Annotated in this window: 17 protein-coding genes and 1 riboswitch; of the genes, 7 read left to right on the plus strand and 10 right to left on the minus strand. The window is 68.9% G+C overall.

Features of this window, described 5'->3' with window-relative positions:
• Positions 1-87 precede the first annotated feature (87 nt).
• The 3 genes from eccCa to V6K52_RS07685 all read left to right on the plus strand — a co-directional run bounded on the left by eccCa (position 88) and on the right by V6K52_RS07685 (position 5374).
• Positions 88-4056 (plus strand): type VII secretion protein EccCa, encoded by a 3969-nt coding sequence (eccCa, locus tag V6K52_RS07675; protein WP_353953282.1) that lies wholly within the window; start codon positions 88-90, stop codon positions 4054-4056.
• 46 nt (positions 4057-4102) lie between these two features.
• Complete coding sequence (locus V6K52_RS07680; protein ID WP_353953283.1) at positions 4103-4522, plus strand: hypothetical protein; 420 nt, start codon at positions 4103-4105, stop codon at positions 4520-4522.
• Between the two features lie 87 nt (positions 4523-4609).
• The gene (locus V6K52_RS07685; protein WP_353953284.1) at positions 4610-5374 is read left to right on the plus strand and encodes a lysophospholipid acyltransferase family protein; all 765 of its coding nucleotides are present in this window, start codon (positions 4610-4612) and stop codon (positions 5372-5374) included.
• Positions 5375-5422: 48 nt separating this feature from the next.
• On the opposite strand, the gene V6K52_RS07690 is transcribed toward V6K52_RS07685, so the two are convergent.
• From V6K52_RS07690 to V6K52_RS07705, 4 genes are all read right to left on the minus strand, one after another.
• Entirely contained in the window at positions 5423-7153 is a 1731-nt protein-coding gene (locus V6K52_RS07690) for a CocE/NonD family hydrolase (RefSeq protein ID WP_353953285.1), read from the minus strand.
• Between the two features lie 81 nt (positions 7154-7234).
• Positions 7235-7993 (minus strand): SDR family NAD(P)-dependent oxidoreductase, encoded by a 759-nt coding sequence (locus tag V6K52_RS07695; protein ID WP_353953286.1) that lies wholly within the window; start codon positions 7991-7993, stop codon positions 7235-7237.
• The gene (locus tag V6K52_RS07700) at positions 7993-8787 is read right to left on the minus strand and encodes an enoyl-CoA hydratase/isomerase family protein (RefSeq protein ID WP_353953287.1); all 795 of its coding nucleotides are present in this window, start codon (positions 8785-8787) and stop codon (positions 7993-7995) included. Before V6K52_RS07700 ends, V6K52_RS07695 begins: the two co-directional genes overlap by 1 nt.
• Positions 8784-10445, minus strand: coding sequence for an AMP-binding protein (locus V6K52_RS07705; protein WP_353953288.1), 1662 nt, complete (start codon positions 10443-10445; stop codon positions 8784-8786). The genes V6K52_RS07700 and V6K52_RS07705 overlap by 4 nt, the downstream gene beginning before the upstream one ends.
• 145 nt (positions 10446-10590) lie before the next feature.
• Between V6K52_RS07705 and V6K52_RS07710 the strand changes: the two genes are divergently transcribed.
• Positions 10591-11259: a TetR/AcrR family transcriptional regulator gene (locus V6K52_RS07710; RefSeq protein WP_353953289.1), complete on the plus strand. Its 669-nt coding sequence runs from the start codon at positions 10591-10593 to the stop codon at positions 11257-11259.
• A 38-nt stretch (positions 11260-11297) separates the two neighbouring features.
• On the opposite strand, the gene V6K52_RS07715 is transcribed toward V6K52_RS07710, so the two are convergent.
• Genes V6K52_RS07715 through V6K52_RS07735 form a run of 5 tightly spaced genes read right to left on the minus strand, consistent with a single transcriptional unit; the run spans position 11298 to position 15681 of the window.
• The gene (locus tag V6K52_RS07715; protein ID WP_353953290.1) at positions 11298-11837 is read right to left on the minus strand and encodes an NUDIX hydrolase family protein; all 540 of its coding nucleotides are present in this window, start codon (positions 11835-11837) and stop codon (positions 11298-11300) included.
• Positions 11838-11867: 30 nt separating this feature from the next.
• The gene (locus V6K52_RS07720) at positions 11868-12740 is read right to left on the minus strand and encodes an ECF transporter S component (RefSeq protein ID WP_353953291.1); all 873 of its coding nucleotides are present in this window, start codon (positions 12738-12740) and stop codon (positions 11868-11870) included.
• Positions 12737-14353: an ATP-binding cassette domain-containing protein gene (locus tag V6K52_RS07725; protein WP_353953292.1), complete on the minus strand. Its 1617-nt coding sequence runs from the start codon at positions 14351-14353 to the stop codon at positions 12737-12739. Before V6K52_RS07725 ends, V6K52_RS07720 begins: the two co-directional genes overlap by 4 nt.
• The gene (locus tag V6K52_RS07730; RefSeq protein ID WP_353953293.1) at positions 14350-15477 is read right to left on the minus strand and encodes an energy-coupling factor transporter transmembrane component T; all 1128 of its coding nucleotides are present in this window, start codon (positions 15475-15477) and stop codon (positions 14350-14352) included. The genes V6K52_RS07725 and V6K52_RS07730 overlap by 4 nt, the downstream gene beginning before the upstream one ends.
• A gap of 21 nt (positions 15478-15498) precedes the next feature.
• The gene (locus V6K52_RS07735; protein ID WP_353953294.1) at positions 15499-15681 is read right to left on the minus strand and encodes a hypothetical protein; all 183 of its coding nucleotides are present in this window, start codon (positions 15679-15681) and stop codon (positions 15499-15501) included.
• 13 nt (positions 15682-15694) lie between these two features.
• Between V6K52_RS07735 and V6K52_RS07740 the strand changes: the two genes are divergently transcribed.
• Both V6K52_RS07740 and V6K52_RS07745 read left to right on the plus strand, forming a co-directional pair.
• A complete protein-coding gene (locus tag V6K52_RS07740) occupies positions 15695-16078 on the plus strand; it encodes a hypothetical protein (protein WP_353953295.1) in 384 nt (127 codons plus the stop codon).
• Positions 16079-16165: 87 nt separating this feature from the next.
• Positions 16166-16336 (plus strand): hypothetical protein, encoded by a 171-nt coding sequence (locus V6K52_RS07745; RefSeq protein WP_353953296.1) that lies wholly within the window; start codon positions 16166-16168, stop codon positions 16334-16336.
• 79 nt (positions 16337-16415) lie between these two features.
• Here the strand turns inward: V6K52_RS07745 and V6K52_RS07750 are convergent, their stop codons facing one another.
• Entirely contained in the window at positions 16416-17972 is a 1557-nt protein-coding gene (locus V6K52_RS07750) for a hypothetical protein (RefSeq protein WP_353953297.1), read from the minus strand.
• Positions 17973-18090: 118 nt separating this feature from the next.
• A riboswitch (cobalamin riboswitch) is annotated at positions 18091-18159 on the minus strand.
• 336 nt (positions 18160-18495) lie between these two features.
• Between V6K52_RS07750 and ileS the strand changes: the two genes are divergently transcribed.
• The gene (gene ileS, locus V6K52_RS07755; RefSeq protein WP_353953739.1) at positions 18496-21819 is read left to right on the plus strand and encodes an isoleucine--tRNA ligase; all 3324 of its coding nucleotides are present in this window, start codon (positions 18496-18498) and stop codon (positions 21817-21819) included.
• The last annotated feature ends 51 nt before the right edge of the window (positions 21820-21870 follow it).

Consider the following 21870-nt stretch of genomic DNA (forward strand, 5'->3'; position numbering starts at 1 on the left):
CGGAAGCGATTCGTGGTGCGCCGCCCTCCACCCACTCGGCGGTCTCGGGATACGTTGGGTCTGGTATCAGCACTCGGGGAGGAAAGCGTGACCGCGACAGTCGGAGGGACACGGCAGGAGGCGCCGTCGGTCCCGACGGGACGAATCGTCCTGCAACCACCGCCGGAGATCACCCCTGCCGAGGGACTCAGCAACACCCTCATGCAGGCGGTACCCATGCTCGGCAGCGTGGGCTCGATGGGCTTCGTAGCGCTGTCATCGCCCGGCCCACGAGGCATCATCGGCGCAGGAATGTTCCTCGTGGCCTCGCTCGGGTTCGTCTTCTCGAGCGGTCTGCGCACCCGTCAGCAGCACAACGCCGAGGTCATCTCCAACCGACGTGAGTACCTCGCCTATCTCGCGGAGGTCCGCGGCACCGTCCGTGACGCCGCCGCGAAGCAGCGCGAGGCCGGACTGTGGAACTACCCCGCGCCGGCCTCCCTCGCCCTGCTCGCCGAGGAGAAGAGCCGCGTCTGGGAGCGACTGCCCAAGGACGAGGACTTCCTCCATGTGCGCATGGGCACGACGTCGCAGCCTCTGTGCCTGACCCTCGAACCCGCCGAGACCCCGCCTCTGGCACAGCTCGATCCGGTCGCCGCCTCCGGGTTGCACCGGCTGCTCACGACCCACCGCGTGCAGCAGGGCCTGCCAGCCTCTGTCTCGATGTCGGCCTGGTCGAGGATCCAGATCACCGGAGAGGCCGCCCCCGCGCGGGCGCTGGCCCGCTCGCTCGTCGTCAACGCGGCTGTCATGCACTCGCCGGACACCCTCATCGTTGCAGCACTGACCAGCCCCGACTCGCGGGACGAGTGGGACTGGCTCAAGTGGCTGCCCCACGCCCTCAGCCCGCGCGAGCGCGATGCGATCGGGCCCATGCGGCTCGTGGCCGAGTCGATCGACGAGCTGCTCGAGCTCCTGCCCGACGACGTGACCGATCGACCTCGTTTTGGTCCGAGCAGTCAGGCGCCCACGCCCCACGTGCTCGTCATCGTCGATGGTGCCCGGCTTCCGCGTCACAACCCGCTCGTCACCGACGACGGCGTCCTCGGGGTGACGGTGCTCGACGTTCCGGATCAGTGGGGTGAGCTTGACTCGACGTCGACCCTGCGCCTCGCGGTGGACGCGTCACAGCAGGGTATGCCGACCGGTCAGGTTCCGTTCGAGATCCTCAGCCTCAGCCGTGGCGGCGCCAGAGGCCTCGCCGACCAGATGAGTGTGACGCAGGCCGAGGCCACAGCACGCCGACTCGCCCCGATGTTCGTCAGTGGCGAGATCGAGGTGCGTGACGCCCTCACCTCGAGCACCGAGCTCGTCGACCTCCTCGGCCTCGGTGACGTCCGCGACTTCGATCCGACGACCGCGTGGCGCCCTCGACTGCAGCGCGACCGACTTCGTGTGCCGATCGGCGTCGGCGCCAGCGGCCAGGTGGTCGCGCTCGACATCAAGGAATCCGCTCAACAGGGCATGGGTCCGCACGGGCTCGTCATCGGTGCCACGGGTTCGGGCAAGTCCGAGCTCCTGCGCACGCTCGTCCTCGCGCTCGCGATGACCCACTCCTCGGAACAGCTCAACTTCGTCCTCGTCGACTTCAAGGGTGGTGCGACGTTCGCCGGGATGGCCGACATGCCGCACGTGTCCGCCGTCATCACCAACCTCGGTCAGGAGCTCACGCTCGTCGAGCGCATGCAGGACGCCCTGCAGGGAGAGATGACGCGGCGTCAGGAGCTCCTCCGTTCGGCCGGCAACTTCTCCAATGTCACGGACTACGAGAAGGCACGTGCCGGGGGCGCCGACCTCGAACCGTTGCCCGCCCTACTCATCGTCGCCGATGAGTTCTCGGAGCTGCTCTCGGCCAAGCCCGAGTTCGCCGACCTGTTCGTCGCCATCGGTCGACTTGGTCGGTCCCTGTCGATGCACCTGTTGCTCTCGTCGCAGCGACTCGAGGAAGGACGCCTGCGCGGGCTCGAGTCCCACCTGTCGTACCGCATCGGTCTGCGCACCTTCTCGGCCGGTGAGTCGCGCACTGTCATCGGTGTGCCCGACGCCTACGAACTGCCGCCCATCCCGGGTCTGGGCTACCTCAAGCCCGACCAGACCACGCTGCTCAAGTTCAAGGCGGCATACGTTTCCGGACCGCCCAAGGGGCGTCGCCGACAGGCAGCGGCCGGTGGCACCGGCTCCAACATGCAGGTGCTGCCGTTCACGTCCAGCAAGGCCGTGTCCGTCATGCCACGCGTCGAGGAAGCGCCTCAGCCCGACCACGAGGCCGAGGAGACCCGGGCCGTGTTCGACATCGCTGTCGCACGCATGAAGGGCCATGGCCGTCCGGCCCACCAGGTGTGGCTGCCGCCCCTCGACGTCCCCAACTCCATGGACCAGCTGTTGGGCGACCTGGCACCGGATCCGCAGTTGGGTCTCGTGAGCAAGCGTTGGCGGGCCCAGGGCTCCTACGTCATCCCCATGGGCGTCGTCGACCGCCCACTCGAGCAACGGCGTGAGCTGATGGTCCTGCGCCTGGGTGGCGCCGCCGGACACGTAGCCGTTGTCGGTGGACCGCGGACGGGCCGCAGCACCTTCGCCCGAACCCTGGTCAGCTCCTTGGCACTCACGACCACACCTCTCGAGACCCAGATCTATGTCCTCGACTTCGGCGGTGGCACGTTCACCCCCTTCGCCGGGCTGGCGCACATCGCCGGTGTGGCGAACCGCAACGAGCCCGACGTTGTGCGTCGAACCGTCGCCGAGATCACCGGGATCATCGACAAGCGCGAGGCCTACTTCCGCGCCAACGGCATCGACTCCATCGAGACCTACCGCAGTCGGCGGGCCGAGGGTCGAGTGAACGATGGATACGGCGACGTCTTCCTCGTTGTCGACGGCTGGCCGACGATCCGGGCGGAGTTCGACGAGCTCGAACAGACGATCAGCGGTATCGCTGGCCGCGGGCTCACCTTCGGGATCCACGTCATCATCACGACGTCACGCTGGATGGACTTCCGCATGCAGATCCGTGACGTCCTCGGCACCCGGGTCGAGCTCGGCCTCGGTGACCCCGGCGACTCCGAGATCGACCGCAAGGTGTCCGCCAACGTGCCCAAGGGGCGACCCGGACGAGGCATCACGACGACCAAGCACCACTTCCTTGCGGGCATCCCGCGGATCGACAACTCGGGCAGTGTCGAGGACCTGGGCGATGGCGTCGAGGACATGGTCGCCAAGGTGTCGGCTGCCTGGACGGGTCCTCGTGGCCCCAAGCTCCGCCTCCTGCCGGAGGAGATCTCGCTCGAGGCCATTCGCGCGCAGGCTGGGGCCGGCGACAAGCGGGTGCTCCTCGGCATCAACGAGAGCAACCTCGAGCCGGTGGGCGTCAACGTGGCGGAGGAGTCTCACCTCTATCTCTTCGGGGACAGCGACTCGGGCAAGTCGGCCATGCTGCGCGGCTACGCGAGCGAGATCGCTCGGCTCTACACGCCGGACGAGGCCAAGCTGTTCGTCGTTGACTACCGGCGTGCTCTGCTCGGCGAGCTGCCGAACGACCACGTCGCCGAATACATGACGACCGAGGACCAGGTGACCGCCGAGATCGAGGGCCTGACAGCCTTCCTGCGCACCCGGCTTCCCGGGCCGGATGTCACGCCGGAACAGCTGCGTGCGCGTTCGTGGTGGACGGGCTCTGAGGCGTTCATCCTCGTGGACGACTACGACCTCGTCGTCACCTCTGCAGGTTCACCGCTGCGCCCACTCATCCCGCTCCTTGCGCAGGCAGCGGACGTCGGCCTTCACCTCGTGGTGACACGACGCTCTGGTGGTGCCTCCAGGGCGAGCTACGAGCCGGTCCTCCAAGCGCTGCGCGACCTCGCGAGTCCGGGCATCATGCTCAGCACGGCGCCCGACGAGGGTGCGCTGGTCGGCAACATCAAGGGTTCGCTGCAGCCGCCGGGCCGAGGCCGCCTCGTGACGCGGGACCAGGGCAATCAGGTCGTCCAGCTGGGTTGGCTCCCGGCCCAGCACTCGTGACGTCACGTCTGTCTGCATCGCCGGACAGCAACCCAGAGGAACGGTCATGACCACTCAGAGACGCGAGGCACTTCGCCTCATGGGTGCACTCGCGATGGCGATCGTGGGCGGAGCAGTCGCGTTCATGGCGCCGTCCGCCGTGACCCCGGGCACCCCGGAGTCGGCAGGCGTCGTGTGGCGGATGGGCGCCGTGGGCGGCGTCGTGGCCTGCCTCCTCGTCGCGGGGTCCTGCGTAGTGCGTTTGCAAGGACGGCAGGCCACCGCGCTCGCGCAGGCAGCGACCCTCCTGGGGTGGGTCGCGATTGTGGTTCTGCTCCTGGGAGGGATCTACGGGGTCGTCACCGATGTGCCAGCAGGTGATGCCATGGGAATGTCCTTCATCGTTGCCATCCCGGCCGCCGCGGCTGTGGTGCTCTCGTGGGTGGGACGCGGACTGACAGACAGATCCGACCTGGAGGACGCGTAGGGCGCGCACTCCACCCCGGTGCAGGGCGCTCCATCGAGACGCGTGCAGAACCACGACGGGAACCTACGGCGCCGTAGGCTAGACCCCATGGAACCCGTCTACACCCCGGTCATCACCACCGCTCGTGCCGTGTTCGCGGCTCAGGGGCTGAAGTTCAGGATCGAGGGCGCAGACAACGTCCCGCGCGTCGGTGGTGCAGTCATGGCGATCAACCACACCGGCTACTTCGACTTCACGTATGCCGGGCTGGCTGCGATCGACTCGAAGCGTCTCGTGCGTTTCATGGCCAAGAAATCGATCTTCTCCCACCGTGTCGCCGGACCACTCATGCGCGGCATGAAGCACATTCCGGTCGACCGCAGGGATGGTCGTGGCTCGTTCAACCGTGCCGTGCAGTCGCTCAAGGACGGCGAGATCGTCGGCGTCTTCCCCGAGGCGACGATGTCACGCTCGTTCGAGCTCAAGGAGTTCAAGCCGGGTGCCGTCCGTATGGCCCAGGAAGCCGGAGTCCCGATCCTGCCGACGACCATCTGGGGCTCGCAGCGTGTGTGGAGCAAGAACACTCCCAAGCACCTGAAGCGCAGCAAGATCCCCATCTTCATCACCGTCGGTAACCCGATCCACGTCGACCCCGCCGAGAACCGCGTCGAGGCCACAAAACGCCTTCAGGCCGTCATGGAGGCACAGCTCCACGCCCAGCAGGCGGCCTACCCGCCCATGACCGGCGACGACCTCGTTTTCCTCCCGGCACGCTTGGGCGGCAAGGCCCCGACTCCCGAAGAGGCCAAGGCCGAGGACGAGCACGACATGACCCGCACCGTCGACAAGTTCAACAAAGGCCGCAACACCTGACCCACTGGTCGCGTGTTGCCCCGTCGGGGTCCGAGAGGTGTGCGGGTGTCAGCGGTTGATGACCGGGAGCACTAGTCGGCTGGGGTGGGTGCCGCCGTGGTGGACGGTGGTGTCCGCGACGACCATGTCTTCCAACGCCTCGGAGGAGATGACACCCCCGGTGTTGGAGTTGCGGTCGTAGTGCGGGAAGTTGCTCCCGGACATGTCCAACCGGATGCGGTGGCCGGGCAGGAAGACGTTCGAGGTGACCGACATCTTGACGCTGACCTCGTAGACATCCCCCGGGGTCATCAGTTCGGGCTCTGAGAGGCTGTTGCGGTACCGCAGACGCAGGATCCCGTCACACAGGTTGATCGCCCGCCCGTCGGGAAAGACATCGACGAGCTTGGCGCTGATGTCGGTATCCACGGTGGACGCCGACACGAAGACCTTCAGCTCGACGAACCCGGTGACCTCGACCGGCTCGGTGAGGACCGGACCGGTGTAGCAGAGCACGTCGGGGCGGCTGTCGACCACCCGCTGGTCGACCGGGCCGATCAGACCGGGCAGGGACGGCAACAAGGCGCCTCCCGCAGTCGGTACGGGGTCGCGGGGGTCGTAGCGGAATCCGTCGCTGCCCTCGACGGCCGGGGCCTCGGACTGAAGAGCGCCGTCGCCGCCGCGGGTGTTCGCCGAGCCTCCACTGGTCAGGTGGAAGTCGTTGTACTGGGTGTCGGGCAGGGGCCAATCGGCCTCGTCGCGCCACTGGTCGATGCCCATGACGAAGATCCGCACCCGGGGAGCAGGCATCGCGGGGGCCTGCTTCTTCAGCATCTCGTCGAAGAAGGGGACGTGGTCCATGCCGAGGTCCCCGGCCGCGGCCAGACCGAAGAAGCGGTCCGGGAACTGTCCGGTCAGGTTGATGTGGTCCCAAGGGCCGATCACCAGCCGGGATTCCTCCCGGGCCCGCTGCGATCCCGCTCCGGTGCGGATGCGGACAAAGTCGGCGACCTGCTCGTGGACCTTGAGGTCGTACCAGCCGCCGGTCTCCAGCACCGGGACGGTGACCTCGTTCAGGCGCGTGGACCAGTCCTGAGCCTTCCAGTAGTCGTCGAAGTCGGGGTGGGCCAGCCACTCGTCCAGCCAGCATCCCTGCCCTAGAACCGGCCGTGCGGTGACCGGTGTCGGATCGTTGAGGGCCAAGGGATCGAGCAGTGAACCGAAGAGCTGCATCATCCGGGACGGGTCGGTGGTCTCGCCTGTCACGAGTGACCGTTGCTGGGCGTTGGCGAGCATGAACGCGCTCCACCAAGTGACAAGGCTCAGACACAGGGCCCCACCCTGGGAGTACCAAAGCCCGGCGTGCCAGTTCGTCGAGGTCACGGTGGGGGCAATGGCTGTCAGGGCGGGGTTGTCTCCCAGGGCCAGGGCGAACTGCGTCATGCCCAGGTAGGAGGCCCCGTAGGCGCCAACGGTGCCGTCGAACCACTCCTGCTCGGCCAGCCACGCCATGGTGTCCTCACCGTCGGCGATCTCGTTGACCTTGGGGCTGAACTCCCCCTCGGACTGGAACGTGCCCCGGGCATCCTGCATGACCACCGCGTAGCCGGCGTTGACGAAGGACAGGAAAAGGGGAATCGGAGTGCCGGGCGCGCCGGAGGCGCCGGGCGCGTCCTTGTCGTAGGGGTTGCGGACCAGCAGGGTCGGTGCCGTCCCCTCTGCGGGCCGCCACACGTTGGCGCGCAGGGTCACCCCGTCGCGGGTGGTCATGGGGACGTTGCGCTCGTAGATGTGGGACATCAGGTCTCCTCGTTGAGAACTATGGGGCGCACCACTCGGTGCCAGGCGGTTGTCGTGCTGTGTTGCTCTTTGGGGACGGGATCAGCGGATGGAAGAGCCGATGGAGATACCGCCGTCGACGTCGAGGACGACGCCGGTGATGTAGCCCGCGGCCTCAGACGCCAGGAACGCGGCGGCTTCGGAGATGTCGGTGGGCTGCCCGGTGTGGCGCATGGGGACCTTGGCGGTCAGCTTGTCCCGGGCGGGGCCGTTCATCGAGGCCAGCATCGGGGTCTCGATGAGGCCCGGGGCGATGGCGTTGGCGGTGATGCCGTGGCGGGCGCCTTCCAGGGCCAGGGTGCGGGTCAGCCCGACGAGGCCGGCTTTGGCGGCGACGTAGTTGGACTGCCCGAAGTTCCCCCGCCAGGACATGGAGGAGAAGCTGACGATCCGGCCGTAGCCGCGTTCCTTCATGCCGGGGAAGACGGCGCGAGCGCAGTAGAAGGAGCCCCCGAGGCTGACGTCCAGGACCGCACGCCAGTCGACGTCGGTGATGTCCTCTAGGCGGTTGTCCCGGATAATGCCAGCGTTGTTGACCAGCACATCGATGCCTCCGGTGTCGGCCTGCACGGAGGCGACCCACGCGTTGACGTCGGCGGAGACAGTCACGTCGAGGACGTCGGTCCGAACCGCGCCGGCACCCTGGTCACGGATGCCACTACCGGCTGTGGCGAGGGCCTGCTCCGAGACGTCGGCCAGGACCACGGTGGCGCCCTCGGCGGCGAACCGTTGTGCCATGCCCAGACCCAGCCCTTGGGCGGCGCCGGTGACGGCGACGACCCGGCCTTCGTAGCGATTCATCAACCGGTGCCTCCCGAGGTGTGAGGGGTGAGGAACGACTCCAGGGCGGCGGCGACCGGTTGGGTGGTCCAGTTGCAGGCGAAGGCGTCGAGCTCGGCCTGCAGGGCGTACGCGGGCTCGGCTCCGGTGATGCGGTGCAACAGGCCCTTGAGAGCGGACTGGGAGGGGCCGGCGGTGGCCGCGAGTTGCGCGCAGACGTCCATGGCTGCGTCCTCCAGCTCGGCCTCGGGGACGACTCGGTCGAGCCAGCCGCTGGCGGTGAAGGCGGTGGCGGGGAGCAGTTCGCCGGTCAGCAGCAGCCGCCGGGCCAGACTGTGGCCGACGGCCGTCGGCAGCCGGACGCTGGACCCGCCGGCGGGCAACAGGCCGTGGCTCAGATGGCCGTCGCCGATCAGCGTGGTGTCCGCGGCGACCACCAGGTCACACGCCAGGGCCAGTTCCAGGCCGCCGGCGACGGCGTGCCCGTGCAGGACCGCGACCCACGGGGTGGCTGCCGCGGAGATCTGGGTGAAGCACGCCGACACGTCCTCGAGGAACCGCACCGGGTGGGTGCCTCCGCGGTCACATGCGAGGAACTCGTTGAAGTCGCCGCCGGCGCAGAAGCTCCGTCCGGCACCGCTGACGGCTACGACCTTGGTGCCGGGGTCGGCGTCGGCGTCAGTGACCTGCTCGGTGAGGGCGGCGATGAGTGCTGCGTCCAGGGCGTTGCGCCGCTCGGGCCGGTTGAGGGTCAGCCACCGCACGTCACCGCGCTGGTCGACGAGCACCGGGTGGGTGGTCGGGGGTGCGCTCACGCGACACCGCCCGGTCGGCTGCGGAGGAGGTAGCGCTGGAGCTTGCCGCTGGGGGTCTTGGGCAGCGAGTCGTGGAAGTGCACGGTGCGTGGGTAGGCGTGCGCGGCGTAGCGAGTCTTGACCAGCTGTTGCAGCTCGACGGCGAGCTCGGGGGTGCCTGGGGTGCCCTCGCGGAGCACCACGTGGGCCTCGATGACTTCGCCGCGCACCTCGTCGGGAGCAGCGACGACGCAACACTCCACGACGGCGGGATGCTGGACCAACACTGACTCGATCTCAAAGGGTCCGATCCGGTACCCGGCCATGATGATCACGTCGTCGTCCCGTGAGGCGAAGAAGAAGTCCCCGTCGGCATCGGCCCGGCTCGAGTCCCCGGTGAGGTACCTGCGCCGGTCGGGGCTGAACTTGGAGTCCGCCTGCCCCGGAGTCTGGTACTCGGTGAACGTCATCGCCGGGCTCGCCGGGACGTCGACCGCGACCCGGCCCAGCACGCCGGGTCCTGCCGGCTCGTCAGTGTCCTCGGCCAGCACGGTCAGTTCCCAGCCGGGGATGGCGCGGCCCATGGAGCCGGGCTTGAGCGGGCGGGCGAGGTCGGGGTGGTGGCAGTTGGCCAGCACCATGCCGACCTCGGTCTGCCCGAAGTGGTCGTGTACCTGCAGTCCCAGGGCGCTTGCTGCCCACTCGTTGACCTCGGGGGTCAGCGGTTCACCGGCGCTGGACAACCGCTGCAGGGCCAGCCCGGAGGGCACCGGGACCGAGGAGGAGCGCAGGCCGCGGTACACCGTCGGGGCGGCGGCGAAGTCCGTGACCCGCTGCTCGGCCAGCACCCGCCACGTGCCCTCCACGGAGAAGCCGCCGGAGACCAGCACCGTCGACAGCCCCGCGGACAGCGGGGCGGCGACAGCTGAGTACAGGCCGTAGGCCCAGCCGGGGTCCGCCGCGCACCAGTAGGTGCTCTCCCCGGTGACGGCCAGCCCGAACTCCAAGTACCCTTGCCAACCGGCCAAGTACGCGACGGGGTGCACCACGCCCTTGGGCTTGCCCGTGGTCCCCGAGGTGAACATGTGCACGAGCGGGCCATCGCCTCCCACGGCGACTCGAGGCAGCGGTTCCGCTGACGCGGCGGCAGCGACATCGGCCAGCAGTAGGTCACCGTCGTGCTCGGGTGCCTCGACTCCGGTGACCAGGATGCGGCGGTCGAGGTCTTCGGCCAGGTCGGGGCCGGGCACGAGCTTGGCTCGCTGGCCGGGGTCGACGACGATGAGCTGGCACCCCGAGCCCTCCAAGCGCATCGCGATGGCCTGCGGGGCGAAGGCGGTGAACAGCGGGACGTACACCCCGCCCAGCCGCCAGATCGCCACGATCAGCACCACCAGGTCGGTGCTCTTGTCCATCAGGGTCGCCACCCTGTCCCCGCGCCCGACCCCGAGCCCGGCCAGGGCCCGGGCGCAACGGGTGGACCGCTCGGCCAGCTCGCCGTAGGTCAGGACCTCAGCGGCACCGGTCGCGTCGACAACGGTGAGCGCGACCGCGTCGGCGGGGTGGTCGTCACAAAGCAGCGCCGCGACGTCAGCAGTCGGGTCGGTGAACCGGGCATGAAGCTCGAGAACGCGGGCCTCGACAGTTGCGTCGACGGCCGACGATGGGAATGACGGCAACGGAAACTCCTAGGCGATCGAGGGCTGACTTGAGCCGCATTGGGTACGATACACGGCACGTAAGTACCCAAGTCAATACCCTGATGCGAGGATGTCCTGCATGACGATGCGGATGCCTTCGATACCGTGGTCCGGTGACGCATCGATGAGCGAAAACCCCGCGCACCAGGCCGACGTGACCCGGGTGCGAGCGGCCGCGGCGGTGCCGGGGAACTCGGTGCGTCGCCGTCGAGTCGATCCGGAACGCCGCTCCCAGCTGCTGATCGCTTTGGAGGACCTGGTGCTGCGGGAGGGGTTCACCGCCCTCAGCGTCGATGACATGGCCCGGCGGCTGCGCTGCTCGAAGGCGACGCTGTACAGCGTCGCCAGCAGCAAGGAGCAGTTGGTCATCGCCTTGACCAAGCACTTCTTCCGCCAGGCCACCGAGGAGATCGAGGAGGCCGTCAGCGCAGTCGAGGACCCTCGACTGCGGATCTCGACGTACCTCGCCGGAGTGGGGACGGCGATGAGTCGCTGCTCGCCGGTCTTCTACACCGACATGGTGGGGTACGCCCCCACCGCGGACGTGTATGCCGCCAACTCCGACGCCGCGGCCCGTCGGGTCCGCGAGCTCATCGACTCCGGTGTGCGGGCTGGGGCGTTGCGCGCGGTGGACGGGACCTTCGCCGGCCAGCTCGTCGCGCTGGCCATCGAGGGAATCCAGTCCGGCGCTCTGCTCAGCCCTACCGGCCTGAGCGCCGGTCAGGCGTACACCGAGATGGCTGACCTGCTGCTCCACGGCCTCAACGCCACTCCTGGCCACACGCCCGACTGACGGCCCCAGCCCACCGCACCAAGTCGATCGGTGGAGGCTTAGACGGGGTGACCGAGATGTGCGAGGGCTTGGCGCAGGAGGACTCCGTGGCCGCGTTCCATCTCGGCGAGGACGCCCGGGGCAAGGGCTTCGTCGGGGGTGAGCCAGGCAAGGTCGAGGGCGTCCTGCTGTGGGGCGCAGTCGCCCGAGACAGGGACTACGAACGCGAGTGAGACGGCGTGCTGGCGCGGGTCGTGGAAGGGCGTCACGCCGGGGGTGGGGAAGTACTCGGCCACGGTGAACGGGACAGGCGAGGTGGGGACCTGTGGCAGGGCCATGGGGCCGAGGTCCTTCTCGAGGTGCCGGAGGAGGGCGTCACGGACGCGCTCGTGATAGAGCACGCGGCCGGAGACGAGCTCGCGCTGGATGTCTCCGTCGCTGGAGGCTCTCAGCAGCAGGCCCACCGCTGAGACGGCCCCGCGCTCGTCGACCCGGACCGGGACGGCGTCGACATAGAGGATCGGCAGGCGCTCACGGGCGTTGTCGAGCTCTTCGCGGCTCAGCCAGGCGGGTGTGCTGTCGACTTCGAGGGGACCCATGGTCGCGATTGTGCCAAAGGGCAGCGGCGGTCAGTGAGGGGTGTCCGACCCGGCGATCCGTGCTGCGGTGAACTCGACGGGTGCCTCGAATGCCGCCTTGCGTGCGGCGCGGCGCAGGGTGCGCAGCACGACGCTGCCGGTGAGGGCCACGAGAACGATGTTGGTGATCGCGCGGCCGATGTCCCAGCCGAGGGAGGTCGCGAAGGAGTAGACGAGGAAGCGGTGCAGGTTGTCGACGAGCGGAGCGCCGGCAACGAAGGAGAGGGCGCCCTCGAGGCCGGTCGTGAACGGCCAGAACATGAGGTTGAGGGCGACTCCATAGAGCACCCCGGACACTGCTCCGTATGCCGCGAGGAGAGCGATCTCGGCCTTCCCCTTGAGCGGTGGCAGCAGTCCGGCACCCAGGCCCACCCATGCCGCGCCGAGCATCTGGAACGGCAGCCAGGGGCCGACGCCTCCGGTGATGAGCGAGGAGGCGAAGAGTGTCGTCGCGCCGAGGACGAAGCCAAACCCGGCGCCGAAGACGCGGCCGCCGAGGATGAGGAGGAAGAAGACGGTCTCGAGTCCCGCAGTCCCGGCGCCCACGGGCCGCAGGGCGGCGCCGACGGCGGACAGGACGCCCAGCATGGCGATCGCCTTGACGTCGAGCCCGCCCTCGGAGATCTCGGCGAGGACGACGGCGAGCAGCAGAGGCATGAGCAGCGAGAAGAGCAGGGGTGCGTCGGTCGAGTGGCCGAAGGTCGTCCCGGGGTCGACGATGAGCGGCCACCCGAAGGCAACGACTCCGGCGAGGCTCACGGCGGTGATGGCCGCGATGGAGCGCGGTCGCAACCGGATTGCTCGGATTCGAGCCGCCGGCGCCGCCCGGGTCTCCGGTGGCGGGGGAGTGGCGAGCGCGGTCACGAAGGCACCCCCACGGCATACCGGACGTCGTCGACGGTGAGCCACGGCTGGGGTGCGGTGATCTTGGCGACCTGCGGGGCGAAGGCCGGGCTCGAGACGACGACGTCGGCGGTGGGGCCGTCGGCGACGAGCTCACCGGCCGCCATGACGACCACCCGGTCGGCGGTCTCGGCGACGAACTCGACGTCGTGCGTCGACACCACCACGCACCGACCCCGCTGCGTGAGGGCGTGCAGTGCGCTTCTCAGGGCCGCCTTGCCGGAGTAGTCGAGACCGCGGGTGGGCTCGTCGAGAAGGAGGACAGGTGGGTCGGCGGTGAGCTGGACGGCGAGGACGACCGCGAGCCGTTGTCCTTCGGACAGGTCGCGAGGGTGACGATCGTCGGGTATGCCGGGTGCCAGGTTGTCGAGCAGGCTGCGACAGGTGCCGGGCTGGCGACCGCTCTCGCGGTCAGCCTGGTGGCACTCGGCGCCGACCGAGTCGAGATACAGGAGGTCGGCAGCGGACTGGGGGACGAGACCGACATGGCCGCGTCGTTCGGCGGCATCGAGCTGGTGCACGTCGACGGTCGTTGAGTCGGGGTTCGTCACGCGCACGCTGCCCGAACGGAGCGCGCCTGACCCCTGCAGGCCCCAGAGGAGCGAGGACTTGCCGGCACCGTTGCGACCCATGAGTGCGGTGATCTCCCCACCACGCAGCGAGAGGTCGACATCGGCGACGGCGACCACGGTGTCGTGCTGGATGACGATGTCCTTGGCCACGACGAGAAGCGGGCCGTCGGGCGGTGTCGTCTGCCGGGACGCGACGGGGAGCGAACGCCACTCAGAGGCACGTCGGCGGGCATCGCGCACCGACAGCGGCAGGGGCGACCAGCCGGCCCAGCGACCGAGCTCGATGACGGGCGGTGCGACGTCGGCTTCGATCATCATGTGCGCCGGATCACCCTGTGAGACAACGCCATCGAGGCCTACGTGGACGACGGTGTCGGCATATTGGAGGACGCGTTCGATGCGGTGCTCCGCCACGATGACCGTGACTGCCAGGTCGTGGACGAGGCGGGTGATGGTGGCGAGGACGTCCTCGGCGCCCGTCGGATCCAAGGCCGACGTCGGCTCGTCGAGGACGATGACCTTGGGGTGGGCAGTGAGGACCGAGCCAATGGCAACGCGTTGCTGTTGGCCCCCCGAGAGCTCGCTCAGGGCGGCGCCGCGCAGTTCAGCGATACCCAGGACGTCGAGCGTCTCCTCAACCCGTTTGCGCATCGTCGACGCGGACAGGCCGAGCTGCTCCATGCCGTAGGCGAGCTCCTCCTCGACCGTGTCCGTGACGAAGCCGGCAAGCGGGTCCTGGCCGACGACACCCACGAGATCGGCGAGGTCGCGCGGGCGGTGGTCGCGGGTGTCACGCCCGTGGATGCGGACGTGCCCGGCGAGGGTCCCGCCGGTGAAGTGGGGGACATGACCGGTGATCGCCCCGAGCAGGGTCGACTTGCCCGAGCCGGTGCGGCCGACGACGAGCACGAGCTCGCCCTCGTCGATGCTCAGGGTGACGTCACGCAGCACCGGTTGGGTGGCGCCGTCGAAGGTCACCGTGACCCGGTCGAGTTCGATCACGCCGCCACCCCCGTTCCTGCCGCAACAACTCGGGCTTGGCCACGGGTGGCGGGGGCCGGGGGAGTCGGGGTGAGGAAGGCGGGCAGGGCGGCCACGAGGAAGCCGGCCACAGCAATGAGGGGGAGGGCGGGCACAGCAAGGGGGCTGACCTGCATACCCAAGGATGCGGCATCGCCGCGGGCGACGAGGTGCACCGCCACGGCAGCGGCGAGACCCGATGCGACGGTGAGCCACTCCGGCCAGCGCCACGGATCGGGGCGATAGGTCGATCGAGCGTTGGCACGTCCACCAAGCCAGATCCCGGTGAGCGACAACGCAATTCCAACGGCGAGAACGGGCGCACCGAGCCAATCAGGCGTCGTCGCATCGAGGATCCCGTAGATCCCGACGGCGCTCGCGAGGAGCCCGCCCAAGGTGCAGGTGGCCGTGACTTGGCGCTGCGCCGACGTGACCTCGCGGCGACGGCCGTAGCCGCGCGAGTCCATGGCGGACGCGAGGAGCAGCGACCGGTCGAGGGTGTCCTCGAGGACGGGGAGGGCGATGCGAGGGAGGGCGCGGACACCGCGGGCCGTGTCGCCACGCAGGGCGCGAGCCCTCATGACGCGCTGGACGCTCTCGGCGAGCTGGGGTGCGACCGTGATCGTGACGACGACTGCAGAGCCGATCTCGCTCAGGGCGCCGGGCAGGCTGCGCAGCAGTCGCTTGGGGTTGGCCAAAGAGTTGGCGGCGCCGATGCACGCGATCATCACGGCGAGCCGCAGCCCGTCAGTGACGGCGGCGAGCAGGCCCTCAAGGCGGACGTCGCCGAGGATGTCGATGCCCGCGGCCCAGGACGGGAGCCTCACCTCCGGAAGCGGAAGCACGATGGTCTCGCCGAACTTCAGGCCGACGAGGACGTGGAGCAGGGTGCGCACCCCGACGATGAAGACACCGAGCCAGAGATAGAGGCGGAACGACTTTGCCCAGGGAGAGCTGCCCCGTCGCGACGTGACGACGAGGGCGGCCACCCCCAGTGCGGTGAAGAGCAGGAAGGGGTTGTTCACCGTGCTCACGGCAATGGCGAGCCCGATGGCCCACCCCCACCATGCCGCGGGGTGCACGGCGCGTGGCAGGAGCGGGCTCATGGGCGCATCACCAGGGACGCATCACGGTGTGGGTGTTGGTGTGGCCGCGGCGGCGCGACGTCGTTGCAGAGCGACGGCGCCGATGGCCGTCGCGAGGGCGAGGAGCAGGACGCCACCACCGACGAGTCGGCCGGTGCTGCCCGAGCCTGCGCCGCCCGAGCCAGAGCTGCCTGAACTGGTGCTTGGTGGCTCCTGCGCGCTCACCGTGTCCTGTGCCGTGGCGGACGCGCTCGGGGTGGCGGACGCGCTGGCACTCGAGGCAGAGGCAGAGGCAGAGGCAGAGGCGGACGCTGACGCCGCTGCGGATGCAGCGGCTGATGCAGCCGACGAAGTTGTGATGGCCGCCCTACGGGCTGCGGCGCTGGTCGAGACCGGCGTCGGAGCCGTCCCGCCACGCGGTGCGCTCGTCGTCGACCTCGGCGCAGCGGTGGTGGGTCTTGGTGCGGCGGTGGTCGGCTTCGGCTTGGCCGTGGTCGGCTTCGGGGCGGGTGCCGGGGCTGGGGACGGCGGCCTCACCGATGGGGCCGCGCCGGAGCCGAATCGGAACCCGACCGACGACCCCGGCCTGGGGTCGAAGCTCGCAGCACCGTTCTGGCTGTAGGTCCACGACCCACCGGCCGGCGCATGGAAGAACGCCCAGTAGCCGCTCGCCGGTGGGGTGCGGGCGCAGTTGGCGTTGGGGTAGCCGTTGATCTGGCAGACGAATCCCGGCTGGGTCTGCACCTGGGTCACCGAGGCCACGGACTGGAGTGCGCTCATCGCGCTGCGGGGGTCGCCCGACGCGCAACGGGTTGAGGTGCCGGTCGAGGACTGGATCACGACGGTGACACCGGAGTTGCCCGAGCAGGCAGCCGCCTGAGCCGGAGCGGCCGCCCCGACGAGGCCAGCGGCCATCAGGGCTGCGCCGGTGGCGACAGTGAGGAGGCGACGAGTCAGGGTCACAGGTGAGCGCCCCGACGACGTGCGAACAGGATGGTTGCGGCGCCAGCCAGCAGGAGCAGGGCGGCAAGGCCCAACGGACCCGCGACCGAGGCGCCGGTGTAGGCCAGGCCAGCTCCAGTGCCGGGCATCGTCGTGCCGGCCGGGCCGGACGGCTTTGTGGTCGGAGCAGCGGTGACGGGTGCAGTCGTGGTGGGAGCAGTCGTCGGCGTCACGGTGGGCGTGACCGTCGGTGTCGCCGAGACGGTCGGGGTGGGTGACGGGCCGGCGCACGCCAAGACGGGGGCCGAGCTCTTCGCTCCCTCGGCAGTGACGTCGAGGAGCGAGCTTCCCGCGAGCCCGAGGGTCGCCTGTGGGGTGGAGCGGAGCAGCTGGTCGTAGGCCTTCTGGTCAGTCGGGGACTTCAGGAGCGTGACCTGGTCGGCCGCGGTGAAGGCGATGCCTCCTCGCAGGGCGGGAGGCGCGGTGCAGTCGAACTGCAGGCCGGCAAGGAAGGACTGGGCCTTGGCCAGCTCCTCCGCATAGCCACCGGCAGCGAAGGCCTGAGCCGCGACGCCGACGGTGTTGGAGTTCGACTGTCCATCCTGGTTGAGCAGACCTCCGTCGGCTGACTGCTTGCCGGCGAGGAAGTCGAGGGTCCTGATCGTGGCGGCGTCCTCGGTGCCATAGCGGCCGACGAGGGCCTGGGCCGCGAACGCGGTCGCGTCCAGGTCGCTGACACAGGTGGTCGCGTCGACGTCACCTCGGAACCCGCCGTCCGCGCACTGCTGGTCGAGGAGGAAGTCCATCGCCACGTCGGGGACCTCGCCGGTCGCGCGCCCCACGCCGATGAGAGCCAGTGACTGGCCGATGGTGTTGGAGTAGTCGCAGACGTCGTAACCACAGCCAGTGGCAGGCAGGTCCGAGAAGCGGCCCGGCTCAGCAGCGCCCAGCGAGTCGTTGAGGAGGACGTCGACCAGGTCCACGCCACCGAAGTCGTTGACGTCGCCACCGTGAGCCACGACGCCAAGGAGCGCCTTGCCCGCCGGGCCCGCATAGAGCGAGTCGAAGTCGGTCCCGATGTAGCCGCCGACGTTGTCCTCGACGTAGGCGAACGCGTCGTCGGCACCGCTGAGGCCCACCTTGGTGCCATCGAGGCCAAGGATCGCGTCGACGGTGTTGCCACCGTCGAAGAAGGTGGAGTCGGGGTAGTTGTAGTGGTCACCGTTCGCGGCCAGCGTGCGCACCATGAAACCGCCGGCGTATGCCGCCTGCTCACTGGCGGTGCCAGCGATCCGCTTTGCGCTGAGCGAAGAAACACCGAACGGTGAGCTCTTGAGCGTCGTCGCGGAGGGCGATGTGCTTGGCGACGGCGCCGCTGGCGCAGCCTTCGTCGGGGTCGGCGTGGGAGTCGTGGTCACAGTGGAGCTCGGCGTCGGGGCCGGGGCGCTGCTCGCGGAGACGGTCGGGCTGGGAGTCGGAGTTGTCTCGGCAACGGCGACGGACGGCATACCCAAAGTGAGCGCAGCCAGCGCGATGGGCGCGGCGACGCGCACGCGAAGAGCGGAGCGGAGCATGTGGGGTACAGCCTTCCTCAACGGTTCGAAGACGTCTGCCCGAACCCGAGTCACCGGCTGTCCGGGCTCCGTCCCGTGACCTCGACGGGTGATGTGGAGCCGATCGCGCCTGCGAGGAGGTCCGGCTCGCCACCCTCACGGGAGGCCTACGGTTGCGGGTCAGCGCCGGAGTTGGACCGGCTTTCCCCCGCGGACGCGGTTGGTGTCACCGAAGACTCGGCGACGCTGGCGAGTCTAACGCGCTCGTGGGCGCCACCCAACTGCCGTTAGACTGGGCTCACAGGCGTTCGAGCCGTCATCAGCGGCGAGCCTCCGGAAGAACAGTGCCCCCGCAAGGGGCGCTCATTAGAACCGGACGCATGGGTCACGTCACGACCTTGGACAAGAGCGGTTGTATATCCAGGTCACAGTGCGTTCGGACCTTGGAATGCAGCAAGCGGGGTGGTACCGCGGTGCCTCCGGGATCGATCCCGGTGACGTCGTCCTCGGTCAGCAGGAACGACCAGCAGAGGACGAGACGACGATGACCTACCCCCAGGTCTCCACCGCCGGCGAGCAGCCGGAGCCGGGCACCCAGAGCGTGCCCTCGAGCCCCCGCTTCCCGCAGATCGAGGAGGCCGTCCTCGCCTACTGGGACGCCGACGGCACCTTCCAGGCCTCGATCGAGCAGCGCGACGCCGGCGAGAACGGTGACAACGAGTTCGTCTTCTATGACGGACCGCCCTTCGCCAACGGTCTGCCGCACTACGGCCACCTGCTCACCGGCTACGTCAAGGACCTCGTCCCGCGCTACCAGACGATGCGTGGCCGCCGGGTCGAGCGCCGCTTCGGCTGGGACACGCACGGTCTGCCCGCCGAGCTCGAGGCGATGAGCCAGCTCGGCATCAAGACCAAGGACGAGATCCTCGAGCTCGGCATCGAGAAGTTCAACGACGCCTGCCGGTCCTCGGTCCTCCGGTACACCGACGAGTGGCGCGACTACGTCACCCGCCAGGCGCGCTGGGTCGACTTCGACAACGACTACAAGACGCTCAACGCGCCCTACATGGAGTCGGTCATGTGGGCGTTCAAGTCGCTCTATGACAAGGGCCTGGTCTATGAGGGCTTCCGCGTCCTGCCCTATTGCTGGAACGACCAGACGCCGCTGTCCAACCACGAGCTGCGCATGGACGACGAGGTCTACCAGCAGCGCCAGGACCCCGCCGTCACCGTCGGATTGCGGCTCGAGACAGGCGAACTCGCGCTGATCTGGACGACGACGCCGTGGACTCTGCCGAGCAACCTCGCGATCATGGTCGGCACCGACATCGACTACGTCGTCGTGACGTCTGACTTCACGGGCACGACGGAGCGCTACGTCATCGCGGAAGCCCGCTTGGCGGCATACGCCAAGGATCTGGGTCTCGAAGCTGGGACGCTCGACGACGCGATCGTGGAGCGGCTCAAGGGTGCCGACCTGCTCGGGCGCAGCTACACACCGCCGTTCTCCTACTACGCCGGTCACGAGAACGCGTTCCGCGTCGTCGAGGCCGACTTCGTCACGACGACCGACGGCACCGGCCTCGTGCACAGCGCCGGCGCGTTCGGTGAGGAGGACAAGGTCATCACCGACCGCGAGGGCATCGAGCCGGTCATGCCGGTCGGTGCTGACGGTGCGTTCACCTTCCCCGTGGCCGAGTACGAAGGCCTGCTCGTGTTCGACGCCAATGCGCCGATCATCGACCACCTCAAGGCGGCGACGCGTGGTTCGGGCGAGTTGGGGTCGGTGACCGCCGGCACGGTGTTGCTGCGTCGCGAGACCTATGACCACTCCTACCCGCACTGCTGGCGCTGTCGGCAGCCGCTCATCTACAAGGGTGTGTCGTCCTGGTTCGTCGAGGTGACGAAGTTCAAGGAGCGCATGGTCGAGCTCAACCAGCAGATCGAGTGGGTGCCCGAGCACGTCAAGGACGGACAGTTCGGCCGCTGGCTCGAGAACGCCCGCGACTGGTCGATCACGCGAAATCGCTTCTGGGGCAGCCCTGTTCCCGTGTGGCAGTCCGACGACCCGGCCCACCCGCGCATCGACGTCTACGGCTCGTTCGAGGAGATCGAGCGCGACTTCGGGCGTCTGCCGCTCAATGCGCAGGGCGAGCCTGACCTGCACCGTCCGTTTGTTGACTCACTCACTCGACCCAACCCCGACGACCCCACCGGGAAGTCGACGATGCGCCGCGTCGAGGACGTGTTGGATGTCTGGTTCGACTCGGGCTCGATGAGCTATGCCCAGGTGCACTACCCGTTCGACAATGCCGAGTGGTTCGAGCACCACTTCCCGGCCGACTTCATCGTCGAATACATCGGGCAGACGCGCGGCTGGTTCTACATGCTGCACATCCTGTCGACGGCGCTCTTCGACCGGCCGGCGTTCAGCTCGGTGATCTCGCACGGCATCGTCCTGGGCTCCGACGGCCAGAAGATGTCGAAGTCGCTGAAGAACTACCCGGACGTGCGCGAGGTCTTCGACCGTGACGGCGCCGATGCGATGCGCTGGTTCCTCATGGCCTCACCGATCCTGCGTGGTGGCAATCTCATCGTCACCGAGGAGGCCATCCGCGAGGGCGTGCGCCAGGTCCAGATCCCGCTGTGGAACAGCTGGTACTTCTTCTCCCTCTACGCCAACGCCTACGGCGCCGATGGCACGGGGTATGCCGCGTCGTCGTCGACCGCGTCCGCCGCACCGTTGGACCGTTATCTGTTGGCGAAGCTGCGCCAGCTCGTCGAGACGACGACGGCTCAGCTCGATGGCCTCGATGTCGCCGGTGCGTGTGACTCGGTGCGTGGGTTCGTCGACGTGCTCACCAACTGGTACATCCGCCGGTCGCGAGAACGCTTCTGGGACACCGCTTCCAGCGATGCGGCCGATGGGTCTGACGCCGACACACGCGCCGCGTTCGACACGCTCCACACGACGCTCGAAGTCCTGACGCGGGTCACGGCCCCCCTGCTGCCGCTCGTGTCGGAAGAGATCTGGCGTGGTCTCACGGGGGAGCGCTCGGTGCACCTCACCGACTGGCCGTCCCCGGAGGAGCTGCCGGCCGACGACGAGCTCGTCGCGCGGATGGACCAGGCGAGAGTCATCTGCTCGGTGGCCTCGTCGCTGCGCAAGTCCGAGAGGCTGCGGGTGCGACTGCCGCTGCGCGACCTCACCGTCGTCGTGCCCGATGCTGCAGCGCTGCGAGAATTCGCCGCGATCATCGCCGACGAGGTCAACGTCCGTCAGGTGACACTGCTGGACCTCGACTCCGCGGGCGAGAGCGACTTCGGGGTGACCCAGAAGCTCACCGTCAACGCTCGGGTCGCGGGTCCGCGGCTCGGGCGTGAGGTGCAGACCGCGATCAAGGGATCGAAGTCCGGTGACTGGTCGGTGGCCGAGGACGGCACCGTCATCAGTGGCGGCCTTGAGCTCGTCGAGGGCGAGTACTCCCTCGAGACCGTCGTCGAGGGTGGTGGCGAGGCGTCCCGTGCGACCGCGGTCCTGCCCGGTGGCGGGTTCGTGGTACTCGACACCGAGGTCACGCCTGAGCTGGCGGCCGAGGGTCTGGCGCGCGACGTCATCCGCGCGGTGCAGCAGGCCCGCCGTGAGGCCGGCCTCGACGTGAGCGACCGCATCTCCCTGACCGTGACCGGGTCGCAGGTCGTATGGGAGGCGACAGTGGCGCACCAGGCGCTCATTGTCGAGGAGACCCTCGCGACCCAGTTCGGTTCTGCGCCCCAGCTCGACGCGATCCCGGCCGGTGACAACGCCACCGAGGCCACGGTCGGCGACGGCGAAGCGGTCCGGATCCTCGTCACGAAACTCGCCTGACCGGCATACCCCGGGACCGTTTCCCGGGGGCGGCGGGAAACGGGTCCGGAG

This window comes from Knoellia sp. S7-12 (assembly GCF_040518285.1).
GTDB lineage: Bacteria > Actinomycetota > Actinomycetes > Actinomycetales > Dermatophilaceae > Knoellia.

Excerpts from the sequence above, each read along its gene's own strand:
- V6K52_RS07710 (WP_353953289.1), top strand. The coding sequence starts at position 10,591 with ATGAGCGAAAACCCCGCGCACCAGGCCGACGTGACCCGGGTGCGAGCG.
- V6K52_RS07715 (WP_353953290.1), bottom strand. The coding sequence starts at position 11,837 with ATGGGTCCCCTCGAAGTCGACAGCACACCCGCCTGGCTGAGCCGCGAA.
- V6K52_RS07730 (WP_353953293.1), bottom strand. The coding sequence starts at position 15,477 with ATGAGCCCGCTCCTGCCACGCGCCGTGCACCCCGCGGCATGGTGGGGG.
- V6K52_RS07750 (WP_353953297.1), bottom strand. The coding sequence starts at position 17,972 with ATGCTCCGCTCCGCTCTTCGCGTGCGCGTCGCCGCGCCCATCGCGCTG.
- ileS (WP_353953739.1), top strand. The coding sequence starts at position 18,496 with ATGACCTACCCCCAGGTCTCCACCGCCGGCGAGCAGCCGGAGCCGGGC.
- V6K52_RS07685 (WP_353953284.1), top strand. The coding sequence starts at position 4,610 with ATGGAACCCGTCTACACCCCGGTCATCACCACCGCTCGTGCCGTGTTC.
- V6K52_RS07695 (WP_353953286.1), bottom strand. The coding sequence starts at position 7,993 with ATGAATCGCTACGAAGGCCGGGTCGTCGCCGTCACCGGCGCCGCCCAA.
- V6K52_RS07690 (WP_353953285.1), bottom strand. The coding sequence starts at position 7,153 with ATGTCCCACATCTACGAGCGCAACGTCCCCATGACCACCCGCGACGGG.
- V6K52_RS07680 (WP_353953283.1), top strand. The coding sequence starts at position 4,103 with ATGACCACTCAGAGACGCGAGGCACTTCGCCTCATGGGTGCACTCGCG.